The sequence below is a fragment of the Archaeoglobaceae archaeon genome (assembly GCA_038734275.1).
Taxonomy (GTDB): Archaea; Halobacteriota; Archaeoglobi; order Archaeoglobales; family Archaeoglobaceae; genus WYZ-LMO2.
Genome location: JAVYOO010000006.1, coordinates 60,244 through 75,652, shown reverse-complemented (window position 1 = coordinate 75,652; position 15,409 = coordinate 60,244). Strand labels below are relative to the sequence as shown.

The window sequence follows — 15,409 nt, the reverse complement described above, 5'->3', positions numbered from 1 at the left end:
AAGGTAATGTGGTCAAAGGGGGAAAAGATTCTTTGAATTCTGCTCTGATGAAGATGGTTCCGGTTGAGAGAGTATTTTGATTCAGCTAAGAAGAAAGTAGCCATCTGTAGTCAGATATCTCCAGCCCCTCTTTTTTCATCAGATCGATTGAGACTATAAACTCGTCCTCGACTTCTCTTTTGGTTCCGACAACCAAGTATTTTTCACTATCTATAATTTCGAGATCTCCCCTTGCAACAACCTTTTCCCCCTTAAAAGCCTGTCCAGCGAATGTGTGAGTGAAGCATAGAATCGCTTTAACTTCTTTGTGCTCGACTGGATAGTATGCGGGATAGTCAAAGATGTAACGATCGTCTGTCACCTTGGCTTCGATAACTCTCTTACCTGCCTTAACCCCCATTTCTTCAGGCACAGAGTTGTCTATTTCTTCGTAGCCTCTTACGTAAAGCAAATCGAAGTATGTTTCGCCTAAATAGGCTCTATGGAATTTTCTTTTCTCATGAGCGACAAAGATCTCATAGGGAAGCGGAACCTTTCTTTTTCTGTAAATGAATTCCCAAGCTGATTCATCCAAATCCAAAAGTTTGCCAGTTTCTATTCCTTTTCTCAGCTTTTCCCTTGCAATAAACCACCAGCGTCCGTAAACGATAAAATCAACATCGGATTCGTCGCTCTGTAAGCCAATTAGCCTTGAGCCAGTTACGCCCATCTGTTCAGTAGGAATCGAGCTGAAAAACTCCACAATTCTCGAAACATTTGAGTCCATCGCATCTCTTAGCTTTTCTTCTGGTTTGAAAACCTCCTCGATGTCTCTTGCTGGAATTCGAAATATTCCACTATCGTAATATCTTTTCGCAATTGGATGAGCCAATGCCTCCTCATGAGACAGTTTTTTGAATCTTTTTTCGTCTTTTATCCTATCTCCTTTCTCGTGGGGAGCATATCGAAGGAAGCATTTTACCTTCTCAGAATTTTTGTAGCCAAGAACGGAAAAATAGAGATCTCCTATTCTCACAAAGTCTCTAAGGCGTATAGGTCGCATAGACTCTCTTTATATCCTTAGCAACCGCTCTCTCTCCATCTTTTTTGAGCAATCTTCCATCTATGAGCTTAATTCTTTTGATAAGGTATCTTTTTCCATCAATTTCAATTTCTTCGCCTATGGCAAACTCGGTTTCACCATCAAATAGTGCCTTGTAGGGAGTTGTGACCGCTCTTTTGTGAAGACTAAATTTAACGTAAACTTCTCCAACCTCTTTTAACCATATAGCTCTTGCTTCCCGAGCCTTTGCGAACTCTACTGTGGTGCCATTTTTTAATTGAATAGCAGTTACCCTACCAAGCTTACTTTCTCCTTCGAGATCAACTATTAGCTCATCTCCTTTAACTATCTCTTCTCCTTCAGGTAGCTTGACAGTTCCTATCTTTGTAATGTCTTCCTCGCTAAGTATTGCTTTCAACTCAACTTCTTTCTCTGGCGTAAGATGAACATGAGTTCCGCAAATGGAACAGCGATATAAATTCTCTTTCACACTCACGTGTTCTGTAACTTCCCTGCAGTTATCGCAGTAGATTTCTGTTTTCATGTATTCAGTTCTCAACGCGACTTAAAATAAATTTTTACACGCATTTAAATTTTTGCAGCATCCTTTTTCGATAGATTTTTAATTCCAGAGAAAACTTTCAAAACATGCATTATGACGTCTGTGTCTTGGGAGCTACAGGGATGGTGGGCCAGAAATTTATTCAGCTACTTGAAAATCATCCGTGGTTTAGATTAAAAAGCCTTGCAGCATCTGAAAGAAGAATCGGGAGAAAATATGGGAGTGAAGTTGATTGGATCGTATCTGCAAACATTCCAGAGTATGCTAAAGACGTTGAAATGGTTCCGCTTGATCCAAAGCAAGTTGATGCGGACATAGTGTTCTCAGCATTGCCTGCAGATATAGCAAAAGAAGTTGAACCAAAATTTGCTGAAGCCGGTTTTGTTGTTTCAAGCAATGCCTCAGCTTTTAGAATGGAAGAAGATGTCCCGCTTGTAATTCCTGAGGTTAATGCGGACCATTTGAAACTCATAGAAGTGCAGAAAAAGAGAAGGAAATGGGACGGATATATCATAACGAATCCAAATTGCACGAGCACAATGTTCGTTATTACTCTCAAACCGCTGATGAATTTCGGATTGAAAAGTGTTAGAATTGCTTCGATGCAGGCTCTGAGTGGTGCAGGGTATCCGGGAGTTCCCTCTCTTGCGATCACAGATAATATAATTCCATTCATTAAGAATGAGGAAGAAAAATGCGAAAGTGAACCGCTTAAGATGCTTGGGACGTTTAAGGGCGACAGAATTGAGTTTGCAAAGATAAAGATCTCCGCTTCCTGCCATCGCGTTCCCGTAATAGACGGACACACTGAAGCTGTTTGGGTTGAATTTGAGAGAGATGTTAGTATTGAAGAAGTAAAGGAGGCATTTAATTCATTAAAACCATTGGATCTGCCATCTTCACCAGAAAAAGTGATTGTCATTAGGAATGAGATTGATCGACCACAGCCGAGGCTTGATCGCGATACAGGCAAGGGAATGAGTGTTGTGGTGGGTAGAATTAGAAAGGATGCTTGGGGCATAAAATACATCGTTCTTGGACATAACACAATTCGTGGTGCAGCTGGAGCGAGCATATTGAATGCAGAACTCCTCGTTAAGGAGAAGATGGTCTGAGGCATATAAGCATCCGTATTCATTTTATTTTGCAAAAATTTTTAATGCTCTTCTACTATCATTTTCATGGAATACGAGTTTGGAGAGTTTCTTTTCAGGGCGGAAGTCAGGAGAGCAAGTGATCTTAGGCCAGTTTTAGCCTATCCTGACAAACTTTTGGGTGACTTTGATGCCTATTACATGTTTAGAGACATTTATGAATGCGCTAAGCATAGAGAGAAAATTCTGAATGCAAAGCTCAGATACGACTTCACAATCATCCCGCCTGCAGAAATCGGTGGAGAGAACGTGAAAACATATGGGCATTATCATCCAAAAAATTCCGCAGGGCTAACTTATCCCGAAGTGTATCAGGTTCTGGATGGTAAGGCCATATTTGTTATCCAGCGAAGAGAGGGGGAGCAAGTTGTCGACTGCATTGCAATTGAGGCAGAGAAGGGAGATCTTGTTATAGTTCCGCCTAACTGTGGTCATGTGACAATAAATCCAACAAAAAAAGTTCTTCTAACCTCTAACTGGGTTTGTAGAGACTTTGTTTCTATTTACGAGCCATACACGAATCTCAGAGGGGCCTGCTATTATTACGTAAACCAGGAATGGCTTAAGAACACGAATTATCCAACGCATCCTGAGCTTCGTTTTCTGGAACCATTTGATAATATGGGTGAGGAAATGTATTATCTCGTCAATGAAATCGAAAGACTTGAGTTTCTTGTTGCGCCGGAAAAGCATTTAAATCTATTCAAAAAATATTTAAAAAATTAGTAAAAATTTTAGTCTTCTATACTCTTTACATCGAGGTTGCGAGCTTTATGTCGTCTGCTGTAACGGTCTTTCTTCCAGAGTGCTTTGCAATGTCTACTGCCTTCTTTGCAACCTGAACTGCGTAGTCTTCGAGGACTTCAACCATCTTCTGCACAGCATCCGCACTTACCCTTTCAGCACCAGCCTTCCTAATCAATCTATCTACTGGTGCCATAGGTAGTTCAGCCATTCAACCCACCTCCTTTCTCCTTTCGCTATAAAATTTAGTATTAGGTATATATATACTTTTCGGTAGAAGTTCCACAGGAAACGATCTTTTGAATTTTTGGGCTTCAATGTTGTTCTGAAGTTGAAGAAAAGAGTGTTTTGTTAGATACATCGGGATGATTTTGTCCAGACAATTTATGGAAGCGGAATATAAATATAAAATCTTAAATGAGAAATTTAATCTATCTAAAAAATTCTAAAAAATATTAGCCAAATAATGCTGCTAGTCCTTCGATGGCTTCCTCTTCTTTCTTCTCCTCTTCTTCCTTCTTCTTCTCTTCTTTCTTCTCCTCCTTCTTTTCTGCAGGTGTGGATGGCTGGGCACTTACTGGGGCGACCATGGGCATCGCTGTCTTTTGCAAAGCCTCGCTTATGTTAATACCTTCAAGCGCTGCAACCAGTGCCTTGACTCGAGCTTCGTTTACAGCAACCCCTGCAGCCTGAAGAACTGCTTTTACGTTCTCTTCATTGATAGCCTTTCCCGCGGAGTGCAACAACAAGGCCGCATATATATACTCCATTTTCAACACCTCCTTTTATCCAAATAACGAGGCAAGCCCTTCTATAGCCTCCTCCTCTTTTTTCTCCTCTTCTTTATCCTCCTTTCTCTCCTCCTCTTTCCTCTCCTCTACCTTTTCTACTTGTTTAGCCCCCTCTTTTTTAACAAGAGCGGTAAGTTCATCATCAAGAGCTTCGGGAGGTAGTAATGATGCAATGGAAAGCATTTCAGCATGAGCTTTTACAAGAAGATCTGGCATTATGTCTCTTTCGAAGATTCCTGCGTTTATAGCGAGATTCTTTGCATCCATATAGGCCTTCATTAGCAGAATGCCCGCAGTCTCTTTTGTAACATAACAGCAGTTAACAGCGAGATTCAATGCAATCCGATAGGCATTCTGGAAGTCCTTTAATATTGATTCCTCATCGATCTTCAAAAGATCCGGTGTTAGAATCACTCCATCGTAGACTGCAATGGTTTCGAGTCCGATTTTTAGGGGTTTTATGTTCAGTTTTTCAAGCGCCTTTGCTACTTCTGGCTTTACGACTTCTCCAGCTTTAACAACTGTTGTCTTCGTTTTTATAACGACTTTTCCCTTTTCAACAGCTGCAGGAATACCTGCCATTTGAAGTTCTGCCATCGCAGGGCCTGGAGGTAGTGGAGTTGGCCCCTCGTTTACGACCACATCGATCGGTGAAACTTGGTTTGGCTTTAAAGGCATGTCAACCTTGAGACCTTCAAGTCTTTTGTAGATCTTGAATGGATTCTCGTTTGTGGCAATAATTGCAATCTGGCCTTTGGTGAATTCTTTCAGCTTTTCATAGCCTCCGCCGATAGAATCAAGAGCCAAGTTTAGAAGAGTCTTTTTTACGACTCTCAGTTCTGCAGTCCCCTTTAGCTCTCTTTTTACCCTTTGCATCAGGTTTGCAGGCACTTTTTCAAAGTTTACTATAGCTAAAACTTTGTGTGAGGATATAATCTTCCTGAGCTCTTCCACTTCGTTTATCTTCCACTGGGGAGGAAGACCCTTTATCGCAGCCATTATATCACCCTTACTGCTGGGCCCATTGTTGTTTTAACAAAAACAGACTTCAGCACGAGTGTGGGGTTCTCATACTTGTTTTCAACGACCTTTAACACTTCCAAGGCGTTGTCTGAAATCGCTTCCGGTTTCATTGTTTTGATTCCTATTGGAACATGGAAGGTTAGCTTATCTCTTGTTCTTATCTTTACAGAATTCCTGAGGCGGTCTATCAAAGGCTTTGGATCTGAAAGGGGAGGTATAGGTTGTGGAATTTTTCCCCTAGGACCCAGTATTGCCCCCAGCTTTTTACCTATCTCCGCCATTAGCGGTGCTTCAGCAATAAAGAAGTCTATGTCATTGGCAATTTTTCTCGCCCTTCTTTTATCCTTCGATAGCGCTTCTATGTCTTCGGGAGTCAGAACAAGATCTGCATTTGCACTTTTTGCCTTAAGGACAGTCTCTCCTCTTGCAAATACCCCCACTTTTCTTGGCTTTCCGAGACCATGTGGTAGATAAACCATAGTATCTATTCTGTTCTCTGGTTTCTTCATGTCTACATTTCTCAAATTTACTGCCATCTCAACCGTTTCGGTGAACTTTCTGTCCTTTGATTTGGATATCGCTTCATTTATAGCCTTTATTAATTCATCCTTCTGCACAAGCATTTTATCCCTCCCGTAGTGCTACGGCTTTGGAGCCTCCTACGGATCTTGAAAATTTAACCCACAGTATTTTAAACTATCGGTTCAGCTCTTCTTCTTTCTGAGCTTCTGAACTTCATATTTTTCCTTTTCTTCCTTGCTTTCCAGTTCTTCTTTGGTCTTCTCCTTTGTAGCCTTGCCAAAGCCTGCAAAAACCCACTTTTGTGAGAAATCCCTGCTTCTTCGATAATAAGCTCCACAGCTACATTCCTGAATGCCGAATTTTTCATCGATCGCTATCTTTTTCCCACATGCCTTGCATACAAGCTCCATACTCTCTCCTCCAGATTCACTACCGCTGAATATTTGTTTCTATCCATCTCTTTATCTCTTTTTTGGGCATCGCTCCTACGATTTGATCTATTGCTCTCCCATTTTTGAAGAATATAAGCGTTGGAATAGCAGAAATTCCAAATCGAACTGCAATATTCTGATTTTCATCGACGTTCAATTTACCGAATACAACCTTTCCAGCGTATTCTTTTGCAAGTTCATCAATTATTGGTGCAATATATCTGCAGGGCATGCACCATTCCGCCCAGAAGTCCACCACAACGTTCTCATTCTTTTTCGTGATCTCGTCAAAATTCTTGGAATCCAGTTTCACGGGTTCGCTCAAATTATCTTTTTTATCAGCCATCTTCATCAACTCCATGAGCTTTTTCTTTCGTATCTCTTCGAGTTCATCCATGGTATTTAGACTTTGCCATTTATTTTAAATTTTGCCCGTCATTGATATCGAAAGAATTTTATAATGTTGATCTTCATGATTCTTTATGGCTTTCTGGCTTTGCATCACGACTGAAGAGAACTGGGAAATTATAAAAAACAAAAACATCTGGGGTGTTCCCGAAAGACATAAAAACACAATTTCAAAGGTAAAAAATGGCGACAGGCTTTTGATTTATCTCAAGCAGGAAAGAAAAGACGATGAGATTAAAGAGCCAAGAATTGTTGCGGAGTTCGAAGCGACTTCTGAGGTTTTCAAAGACTCTTCAAGAATCTTCAAATCGCCCAAGGGTATGGGAAACGAAATTTTTCCGCTAAGAATAAAAATAAAGCCCGTAGAAATCTTTAAAGAACCAATCGATTTTAAATCTCTGATTCCAAAACTGGATCTAATCAAGAACAAGAAAAAGTGGACGGGGCATTTAATGGGCAAGGCTATGAGAGAAATCAGCGAGAAGGATTATGCAACAATCATTTCAGCAAAGAAAAAATAAACCAAAAGGCGTCCCAGCGATATGAATCTGAGAGAAGTGATAAAAACAGTAAATCCCGTAGTTCTGGATGAAAACCTAAGACACGATGAAGTTCTCGATACCATTAAGCGAAAAGGTCTGATGGATAAGCCAGTTATTTTGACAGTAGAAGGCAAAAAAGTTGCCAAGAACTTCGTAAGTTCAAGAGAACTTCTTGCAGCATATTTAAATGCAGATCCAAGGAGACTTGCAGTTGAACTTGCAAAAATTTACGAAAAAGAGGAAAAAATTTCATTTAAAGACTTTTCTGAACTTGGTTTGAGGAAAAGGAAAGTGAATTTATTCGATTTGCCGATCATAAAGTATTTTCCGAAAGATCGCTCAAGATATGTCACGGGAGGAGTTGTTATAGCCAAAAGAGAGCGCTTCAATGCGAGTATACACAGAATGATGCTGATCGACGAGAAAAGCTTCGCAATTCGCCTCGTGGCCCCGAGGCACACTTATTTGATGTGGAGAGACGCTATTGAGAATGGCGAAGAACTTAAGGTTGCGGTCTGCATAGGAGTGCATCCGCTATTTTTGCTTGCCTCAGCCACAAGAGTTGGTGTTGGCGAGGAGTTCAGCTACGCTTCAAAGCTGATGAATGGTTTAACTCTATACCGAAAAGGCGATCTGCTCGTTCCTGACTCCGAGATCGCTCTTTTTGGCAGAATTACAGCGGAAACCACTGATGAAGGGCCCTTTGTAGACATAACTGGGACTTACGATGACGTTAGAAAAGAGCCCGTGCTCGTTATTGACGAATTCTTTGCCAAAGAAGACTTCATTTACTACTCAATAACCCCCGGAGGCATGGAGCACCGCATTCTGATGGGAGTTCCGTATGAGCCAATCATTTATCGCTTTGTTTCGAATGTTTGCAAGGTTAAAAATGTTGTCACAACAACTGGAAGCAGAAACTACTTCCATGCGGTTGTTCAGATTGAGAAAAAAACAGATGGCGATGCAAAGAACGCAATTCTCGCAGCATTGTCTGCGAACCCAAGCCTTAAAGGGGTCATAGTCGTGGATGAAGATATAGACATTTTCAGCTACGAAGACGTCGATTACGCAATAGCCACGAGATTTCAGGCGGACAGAGACTTGGTTATCGTAAAGGGGGCAAGAGGGAGCAGTCTTGATCCTTCTGCGGATGAAACTACGACTAAATGGGGAATAGATGCGACAAAACCGCTTAAAAGAGCGAAAGAATTCGAAAGAGTGATTTAATGATTCTGAGCATTGTTGGGAAGTCGAATACTGGAAAAACAACTCTTATAGAAAAGCTTGTCCCAATTCTGATTAGCAAAGGGGTAAAAGTGGCGGTAATAAAGCATGCACATAAGGGTTTTGAGCTCGACGTTGAAGGAAAAGACTCTGACAGGATTTTCAAGGCTGGCGCAGACGTGGCAATAGTTTCGAATGACAAGGTGGCGGTGATACAGCGAGGAGGAGACCTGAAGACAGTGGCTGGGTTCTTCAAAGGCTATGATCTCATTTTGACAGAAGGATTTTCAAAAGAGAACTATCCTAAAATCGCCCTCGACAATGGAGATTACAAAAATGTTGTTTTTAAATACAGGGGAAATTTCGAAGAACTCGTGAGCTTCATTTTAAGGCTTGTTAAAAAGTGATTTCAACCGAAAACGTGCACAGAAGTGGCTTTAAAGCTTACGTAAACTTCTTCGCCTTCAGAAAGCCCCATCTCTATAAAGGAGGCTTTGGTCAGGTAAGCGGAAAGCATGATGCCTTCGATGGATAGTTTAAGTTTCACCATTGCCCCCAAGTCCTCAAAACCATCAATTTTCGCTCTGAAGTTGTTTCTTGCTGAGCTAACAAAATGCACCTTAGAAATGAGTATTCCTTCTGGCGGTATTGTGATTCTAAGCTTTCCATAAGCCTTTATTGGGATCTCTATTTTCAATCCGTTTACTTTGACAAAATTTCCTTCTGCTTCACCTTCAAGTATATTTTCATGCCCTAAAAATTTTGCAACTCTTTCATTTTCGGGTTTCGAGAAAACTTCTTTTATCTCTCCCACTTGCTCCAGCTTTCCATTGATCATTATTCCAGCACGATCACCCAAAAGAATTGCCTCCTCGAAAGAATGCGTTACGTGGATCGCAGTAAAGCAAAAATCTTTTCTCCAAACCTTCATTTCCTTCATTAGCTTAGTTTTTAAGTTTGCATCGAGGTTTGAAAATGGTTCATCGAGAAGAAGAATTTTGGGTTTAACAACCAAAGCTCTCGCGATTGCAACTCTCTGCTGTTCTCCACCGCTCAACGCCTTGACATTCTTATTTAGCAAATTCTTGATCTCAAGCGTTTCTGCAATTTGCTCAACTTCTCTTCGAATTTTATCCTTGCCAATTTTTCTTAGTTTAAGTCCATAGGCTATATTCTCGTAGGCATTTAAGTGCGGAAAAAGACCATAGTTTTGTGGTATGTAGGCGATGTTTCTCTTTTCAGGGGGCAAATGCGTAATTTCATTGCCTTCAAGCAGAACTCTGCCATTATCTGGCTTATAAATTCCTGCAATCGTCTCAAGTAGTAATGTCTTTCCCGCTCCGCTTGGTCCGAGAAGTATGAAGTATTCTCCTTTTTTGACTTCAAAGCTGATTTTCTCGAGCCTGAATCCTTTCCAGCTTTTAGATAAGTCTTCAACCTTTAGCATTTGCAATACCCCCTCAGCAAAATGAAGAGAGCCAAGCTAATCAGAATCAGGATTACCGCAATTGGCTGTGCTGCGCTAAGACCATAGTTGTTGAAGTAGTCCATTACAAGCACTTGGGCAGTCTTAGGATAGTATGCAACTATTAAAATTGCTCCAACCTCACTCATGGCTCTTGCCCAGGTCATTATGGCTCCCGTCAGTATTGATGGGAGCGCAAGTGGTATTGAGACTGTGAAGAAGACTTTAAATCTGCTTGCTCCAAGGGTTCTTGCCACGAACTCCGCTTTTTCGTCAACTGCAAGAAAGCCATCTCTTGCGGAGTTAATGGTGAATGAGGCGGAAACAAAAAGCATGGCGGATATTATTCCAAGATGGTTGTCCAGTATTGCCTTGGAGAACGTAAGCAAAAGCATTATGCCAACAACTGAGTGTGGGATCACTATTGGGAGATCAACGACTCCCTGAACGAATCTCTTTCCCGCGAAGTTGCTTCTTGCAAGCAGATAGCCCAACGGAACGCCGAATAGCAACGAAATTAGCATTGTGGCTGTTGAAGTTGCGATTGAGTTAAGCAGTGAGCTTAAAACGAGCTCATCGCCCATGGCTTTTAGCAGTGAATTGAAATCAAGCATTTGAGTTGCTAAGATTAGCAAAATTGGAATCAGGATGAACAGGATTAAAAAGGAGCCAATTATAGCCAAAAATATTGAGAAGTAGTCTCTCATTCAACCACCTCTAAGCCTTCTGGAACTGTTCCTATGACTAATGGAGTAGTTGGATCGTGATGATTTAGCTCAAATATTCTCTTGCCGTTTTCATTCAGCAAAAATCTAAGGAATTCGATTGCGTATTTTTTATTTGGTGCATCTTTCAAAATCGTGATACCATAGGCAATGGGCTCACCTTTTATTGTCTCATTTTTAACCATAACGCTGATCTGAGCGTAGTATTTTGCCTTTTCATAGCTTCCGAGGTTTATTTCAGCTGGAAGTTCAATGTAGCTCAAATTGTGCTGTTTGGCCACGCTTTTGTAGATCAGAATGTAATCTATTGCTCCAGTAGCTACGAGTGCGGACAAATCGACTTCTTTTGGTCTTATAACGATTTTTTCATCTGTTTTTATACTTTCGGGAACAAATATGGTGCTACCTGAAGAAGTTATGCTTGTGTGTTTCTCAATGACTTCTCTGAAAATGCCTTTGCCATAATAAATTTCTGCAAGCTTTAAGACCATTAACGCTCTGTAACCGCATGGATCGAGATTGGGATCACTTAAGCCGATTTTGACGTCTCTCTGCAGAATTTCGAACCAGTTTGAGGCATTTATTTCATTTGCATACCTGCTGTTCTTTGAGTATGCCAAAACGATCTCGTTTCTTGCAAAAATTATACAGAAATCTGCGTATTCAGGGGTGAGTATTTTCTGGATCAGCGAGTAATCAGAGACAGCCAAAACGTCTGCTTTTTTACCAAGATCGGTTATTTTCCTTATTGCTTCAACGCTTCCACTTGCCTCAGCCTGAACTTCGATGCCATGAATTTTTTCAAATTGCTTGCCAATTTCTGTGATTGGAACACTCAAAGAACCCGCATGGAATATTATAATCTTTTCTGAGCTCTGATTTTGAAAATGAAATGCCAGAGCGATAATTGATATGAAAAGCACAACCAAGATTATCGCAACTTCTTTCATGCAATACAAAAGCAATGCTCAATAAAAAATTTTTCGTTATCAAAAAACGAATAACGCTTTTAAACCTCGCCACGACTTTTTTCATGGAAGAAATCACTGTTCGCTACGAAGCTTTGATCGAATATCGGGGCGATAAGATCGTTGATTTCAGGATAGCAAGCATTTTAAGAGCATTAGATGAAAACAAATCTTTAATTTCAGCTTCAAGGGCTCTTGGGATCCCTTATGCAAAACTCTGGAACACGATAAGCAGAATGGAACGTTTAACTGGCAAAAAGATCGTCGAAGCCAGGAAGGGGGGCAGGGAAGGTGGAAAAGCTGAATTGACCGATTTTGGGAAAAAACTGCTTGAAGTCTACGAAAAGGCTAACGCAAGGCTTGAAAAATTGGGCTTAGCAGGAAAAATGAATGCGATCGCGGAAGAAGCAGAGATTGTGATTGCACACAGCCACGATCCAATTTTGTCAGCGGTCATCGAAAAGCTCAGCGAAGAATTCAGCGTTAGAAGTCTAAACATTGGTTCTGGGATGGCATTGGCAATGCTTACCCTTGGCGAAGCAGATGTTGCATGCATGCATCTTTATGATCCCCAATCTGGTAGCTACAACTCCAGTTTTCTTGAAAAATTCTGGCTTAAGGACATGGTTGAAAAGCTTGGGGGTTTTGAGAGAGAGATTGTGATGGCTTACCGAAAGGATTTGAAATTCGAAAGCTTTGAAGAACTCATGGCTGAAATTCTTAGGGGAGAATTGAGATTGGCTAACAGGAACAGGGGTTCGGGGACGAGGTTGATTTTGGATCAAATCCTCAAAGAACATTCAAAGAAGCTAAATTTGGCTATTGAAAGCATTCAGGGCTACGAGACCGAATTCTACACTCATGAAGAAGTAGCCAAGCAGATCTCGGAATCGAAATTCGATGTGGGGCTTTTGATTCGGTTCTTCGCAGAGAAATACAATTTGAGGTTTTTCCACGTTGTTTGGGAGTCTTACGAATGCTTTGCATTGAAGAATAGAAAATCAAAAGCGATTGAACGCTTAAAAGAGCTCATGAATTCTGATTGGTTCGAAAGTCTGATCAAGATCACTTCAGGCTATAAATTGACCTGAATACTCATCCCTTTTCAAGGCTTTCCTTCACTGCATGCGAAACGCATTTCCAGATTGCCTTCCCGAGAAAGGTTGCTGGACCCGTAAATCTCTCGTATTTTCCATTCATCGTGCTCAGCACGACGACCGCGTCAGTAGTGGTGCCTGTGAATTTGTAGCCAAGCTCAAATAAAGCTTTACTCTTTGCCTCAGTTGCCGTAATAATGGCGTTCAGCAATCCCGCTTTGCTCACCTTCGCCTCAAGCACGAGGATTATGTTAATTGTCATATCGTTTGGATTATCCACTCCCGCGGTAACAAAGGCTGTGACACTACCATGGCTTTTAATGCTCAGATTTTTCATTGATACTGCGGTTAAAAGACCAAAATAGCTTTTTAGCCCGTATTTTTTCGCTACAAGCTTTAAATAATCAACAGGGTCCATTTTGTAGAATTCGTCGCTGACAGTGTGATTAAACGCAGATTTAACGCTCTTCCACCCACCAAGAAGCCCCGTGCTCACGCCGAAGAAATTTCCGTGGACTATGAGAGTTGTATCATCGAGATAGTAGTTTTTGTATGGCATTCAGAACTTCCTCCTCATTTTTGACAACAATTGCCTTCTTTAGAATTTCTGAGTAAATTTTTTCCGCTTCTTCACCAGCGAAGTTTCTTTCTTTGAAATCGCTCTTGTGCACAACGATCAGCTTGCCAAGTTCGCCTGCAAACTTTGCGGACAGCAGATTTTTAAAGTTACCCTTGCCTATACTAAGATTTGCCAAAACAACTGCATCTGCTTTCTTTATAGCTTCCAAATTTCTGTAAAAAGCTTCATCGCTTATCTCAGAGAAGGGCGGGGCATCAATTATTTCTCCCCCAAGTTCCGAAATTGTGTCCCAATCGGAGTCAAGAGCGTTTAGAACACCAGCTGAAACAGAAAATCCGTTTATGTTAAGCAAATGGATAATATCGCTTCCGCTTCCACCACCACAGATCAAATGGACTTTTTTACCATTTCTGCTTGACTTTACCTTTGGAATAACGTAGATCTGCCCATGTCTTCTTACGCTTACTTCAATTCCGAAGATGTCCCTTATGCTATCTTCAGTAATTACTTCTCTCGGATTTCCCGCGTAAATTACTTTACCGCTTTTTATCATAAATATGCGGTTTGCAAATGATAGGGCAAGGTTTATGTCGTGGAGGGCTACAATGGCAATTCTGTCTCTCGAAAGCTCCTTTATGATTCTCATAATCTCGAGTTGTGAAGAAATGTCGAGATGGGCGGTGGGTTCATCGAGCAGAAGAACCTTCGGTTCCTGAGCGAAAAGTCTTGCCAAAAGAACCTTTTGTTTCTCACCACCGCTGAGCTCAGAGAACCTTCTTTCAGCAAGGTTTTCGATGCCAACGTCCTTAAGAGCCTTTAAGGCAATCTCATAATCTTTTTCCTTCGGGATCTTTATTCTGCCCAGATATGGTGTTCTGCCAAGAAGGACGACTTCTATTGCCTTCAGGTTTGTATCAGCACTATCCTGTGGAAGATAACCCATTTCTTGCTCTTTTCCATCGAAAAATACAACGCCTTTCATTGGCTTGATCACTCCAAAGATGGTTCTCAGCAGAGTGGACTTTCCACTGCCATTGGGACCAAGTAAAGCGATGAAGTCACCTTCATTTGCCTCTACAGTGATATCCTTGAGAACTTCAGAACTTCCGAGCTTTACAGTTAGACCCTCGATTTTTAGCCTCATAGCCCTCTCCTTAGAAGCAAGTATAAGAAGAAGGGTCCGCCAAGCATTGCAGTAATAGCTCCAACTGGAATTTCCCCGCTTGTTGAAATTCTTGCAAATATATCTACAAGGGGCATGAATGCTGTTGCGAGCAGTATAGTTGCAGGCAAAAGCTTTCTGTGCTCTTCTCCAATCAAAATTCTGACTGTGTGTGGAATTATTATTCCAACGAATCCGATAACACCGCTAACCGCTACCGCTGTGGATGTTAGCAGTGAGGTGAACAGTATGAGCTCTGATCTGTATCTGTCCACGTTGATTCCCACAGCTCTTGCATGTTCATCGCCCAAAAGCAATGCGTTCAGATTCCAGGAGGTTGCAAGCAGAAAAGAGATTCCAATGAGCAAAAAGGGAAGGCAGAAGTAAATCTCTTCCCACTGTGGATTTGAAAAGCTTCCCATAAGCCAGAACACTACTTGATGAAGACTTTGAGAGTGCAGATAAATAAGAAGGGAGTTAATTCCTGAAAGAAAAGAAGCTATAGCGATTCCAGCGAGTAGTATTGCATAGCTCTGATCTCTGAACTTCTTTGTGTTTCCGATGAAGAATACCAGGTATGCGGTAAGGATTGCTGACACAAAGGCGAGCATAATTCTCCCGAACACGTTAAGCCCAAAAACAACCGATAAAATCGCACCAAGGCTTGCACCACTTGCTATCCCAAGAACGTAAGGTTCCGCAAGCGGATTTCTGAACAAAGCCTGAAGTGAGCATCCTGAAGCGGACAGCGATGCGCCAACGATCATTGCAAGCAGAACTCTTGGCAATCTGTAGTCGAGTATTATCGCCTTCGCGGTCTCATCTGCTGTGCCTCGAATAACTTCCAAAAGTTCGCCGAATCCGTAATGAGCGCTACCTATGCTGAGAGAAGTGAAAAGGACGAGTAAGTTCAAAGCGATTAGCAGGGGAATTTTCACAAAGTCAAGTCGTCTTAACGTATAATAA

Annotated in this window: 20 protein-coding genes; 6 read left to right on the top strand and 14 right to left on the bottom strand. The window is 41.4% G+C overall.

The features are described 5' to 3' along the window. Positions 1–85 precede the first annotated feature (85 nt). The gene (locus tag QXI54_07070) at positions 86–1,042 is read right to left on the bottom strand and encodes a nucleotidyltransferase domain-containing protein (protein ID MEM0302910.1); all 957 of its coding nucleotides are present in this window, start codon (positions 1,040–1,042) and stop codon (positions 86–88) included. Next, positions 1,023–1,586 (bottom strand): HVO_0476 family zinc finger protein, encoded by a 564-nt coding sequence (locus QXI54_07065; protein MEM0302909.1) that lies wholly within the window; start codon positions 1,584–1,586, stop codon positions 1,023–1,025. Before QXI54_07065 ends, QXI54_07070 begins: the two co-directional genes overlap by 20 nt. Before the next feature lie 104 nt (positions 1,587–1,690). Here QXI54_07065 and asd point away from each other — a divergent pair, with 104 nt between their 5' ends. Beyond that, the gene (gene asd, locus QXI54_07060) at positions 1,691–2,719 is read left to right on the top strand and encodes an aspartate-semialdehyde dehydrogenase (protein MEM0302908.1); all 1,029 of its coding nucleotides are present in this window, start codon (positions 1,691–1,693) and stop codon (positions 2,717–2,719) included. Between the two features lie 66 nt (positions 2,720–2,785). Then, the gene (locus QXI54_07055) at positions 2,786–3,484 is read left to right on the top strand and encodes a glucose-6-phosphate isomerase family protein (GenBank protein ID MEM0302907.1); all 699 of its coding nucleotides are present in this window, start codon (positions 2,786–2,788) and stop codon (positions 3,482–3,484) included. Between the two features lie 25 nt (positions 3,485–3,509). On the opposite strand, the gene QXI54_07050 is transcribed toward QXI54_07055, so the two are convergent. The 6 genes from QXI54_07050 to trxA form a co-directional block, all read right to left on the bottom strand. Then, the gene (locus QXI54_07050) at positions 3,510–3,713 is read right to left on the bottom strand and encodes a histone family protein (GenBank protein MEM0302906.1); all 204 of its coding nucleotides are present in this window, start codon (positions 3,711–3,713) and stop codon (positions 3,510–3,512) included. A gap of 244 nt (positions 3,714–3,957) precedes the next feature. Continuing rightward, entirely contained in the window at positions 3,958–4,272 is a 315-nt protein-coding gene (gene rpl12p / locus QXI54_07045; protein ID MEM0302905.1) for a 50S ribosomal protein P1, read from the bottom strand. Between the two features lie 15 nt (positions 4,273–4,287). Next, positions 4,288–5,292 (bottom strand): 50S ribosomal protein L10, encoded by a 1,005-nt coding sequence (locus tag QXI54_07040; protein ID MEM0302904.1) that lies wholly within the window; start codon positions 5,290–5,292, stop codon positions 4,288–4,290. Next, positions 5,292–5,939 (bottom strand): 50S ribosomal protein L1, encoded by a 648-nt coding sequence (locus QXI54_07035; protein MEM0302903.1) that lies wholly within the window; start codon positions 5,937–5,939, stop codon positions 5,292–5,294. Before QXI54_07035 ends, QXI54_07040 begins: the two co-directional genes overlap by 1 nt. Before the next feature lie 81 nt (positions 5,940–6,020). After that, positions 6,021–6,248: a hypothetical protein gene (locus QXI54_07030; protein MEM0302902.1), complete on the bottom strand. Its 228-nt coding sequence runs from the start codon at positions 6,246–6,248 to the stop codon at positions 6,021–6,023. A 19-nt stretch (positions 6,249–6,267) separates the two neighbouring features. Beyond that, positions 6,268–6,666 (bottom strand): thioredoxin, encoded by a 399-nt coding sequence (gene trxA / locus QXI54_07025; protein MEM0302901.1) that lies wholly within the window; start codon positions 6,664–6,666, stop codon positions 6,268–6,270. An 85-nt stretch (positions 6,667–6,751) separates the two neighbouring features. Between trxA and QXI54_07020 the strand changes: the two genes are divergently transcribed. Genes QXI54_07020 through mobB form a run of 3 tightly spaced genes read left to right on the top strand, consistent with a single transcriptional unit; the run spans position 6,752 to position 8,853 of the window. Next, complete coding sequence (locus QXI54_07020; GenBank protein ID MEM0302900.1) at positions 6,752–7,198, top strand: EVE domain-containing protein; 447 nt, start codon at positions 6,752–6,754, stop codon at positions 7,196–7,198. Positions 7,199–7,219: 21 nt separating this feature from the next. After that, complete coding sequence (locus tag QXI54_07015) at positions 7,220–8,449, top strand: UbiD family decarboxylase (GenBank protein ID MEM0302899.1); 1,230 nt, start codon at positions 7,220–7,222, stop codon at positions 8,447–8,449. Beyond that, on the top strand, positions 8,449–8,853 hold the full coding sequence (mobB, locus tag QXI54_07010; GenBank protein ID MEM0302898.1) for a molybdopterin-guanine dinucleotide biosynthesis protein B: 405 nt from the start codon (positions 8,449–8,451) through the stop codon (positions 8,851–8,853). The genes QXI54_07015 and mobB overlap by 1 nt, the downstream gene beginning before the upstream one ends. Positions 8,854–8,855: 2 nt before the next feature. On the opposite strand, the gene wtpC is transcribed toward mobB, so the two are convergent. From wtpC to wtpA, 3 genes are read right to left on the bottom strand one after another with little or no spacing between them, the layout of a single operon-like run. Beyond that, positions 8,856–9,893: a tungstate ABC transporter ATP-binding protein WtpC gene (wtpC, locus tag QXI54_07005; protein ID MEM0302897.1), complete on the bottom strand. Its 1,038-nt coding sequence runs from the start codon at positions 9,891–9,893 to the stop codon at positions 8,856–8,858. Further along, a complete protein-coding gene (locus tag QXI54_07000) occupies positions 9,887–10,618 on the bottom strand; it encodes an ABC transporter permease (protein ID MEM0302896.1) in 732 nt (243 codons plus the stop codon). Before QXI54_07000 ends, wtpC begins: the two co-directional genes overlap by 7 nt. Beyond that, on the bottom strand, positions 10,615–11,586 hold the full coding sequence (wtpA, locus tag QXI54_06995; protein ID MEM0302895.1) for a tungstate ABC transporter substrate-binding protein WtpA: 972 nt from the start codon (positions 11,584–11,586) through the stop codon (positions 10,615–10,617). The genes QXI54_07000 and wtpA overlap by 4 nt, the downstream gene beginning before the upstream one ends. A gap of 83 nt (positions 11,587–11,669) precedes the next feature. Between wtpA and QXI54_06990 the strand changes: the two genes are divergently transcribed. Then, positions 11,670–12,695 (top strand): substrate-binding domain-containing protein, encoded by a 1,026-nt coding sequence (locus tag QXI54_06990; protein MEM0302894.1) that lies wholly within the window; start codon positions 11,670–11,672, stop codon positions 12,693–12,695. Positions 12,696–12,699: 4 nt separating this feature from the next. On the opposite strand, the gene QXI54_06985 is transcribed toward QXI54_06990, so the two are convergent. The 3 genes from QXI54_06985 to QXI54_06975 are packed head-to-tail and all read right to left on the bottom strand — an operon-like array spanning position 12,700 to position 15,381. Further along, positions 12,700–13,260, bottom strand: coding sequence for an adenosylcobinamide amidohydrolase (locus QXI54_06985; protein ID MEM0302893.1), 561 nt, complete (start codon positions 13,258–13,260; stop codon positions 12,700–12,702). Next, complete coding sequence (locus QXI54_06980) at positions 13,232–14,425, bottom strand: ABC transporter ATP-binding protein (GenBank protein ID MEM0302892.1); 1,194 nt, start codon at positions 14,423–14,425, stop codon at positions 13,232–13,234. The genes QXI54_06985 and QXI54_06980 overlap by 29 nt, the downstream gene beginning before the upstream one ends. Beyond that, positions 14,422–15,381: an iron ABC transporter permease gene (locus tag QXI54_06975; protein MEM0302891.1), complete on the bottom strand. Its 960-nt coding sequence runs from the start codon at positions 15,379–15,381 to the stop codon at positions 14,422–14,424. Before QXI54_06975 ends, QXI54_06980 begins: the two co-directional genes overlap by 4 nt. Positions 15,382–15,409: the final 28 nt, after the last annotated feature.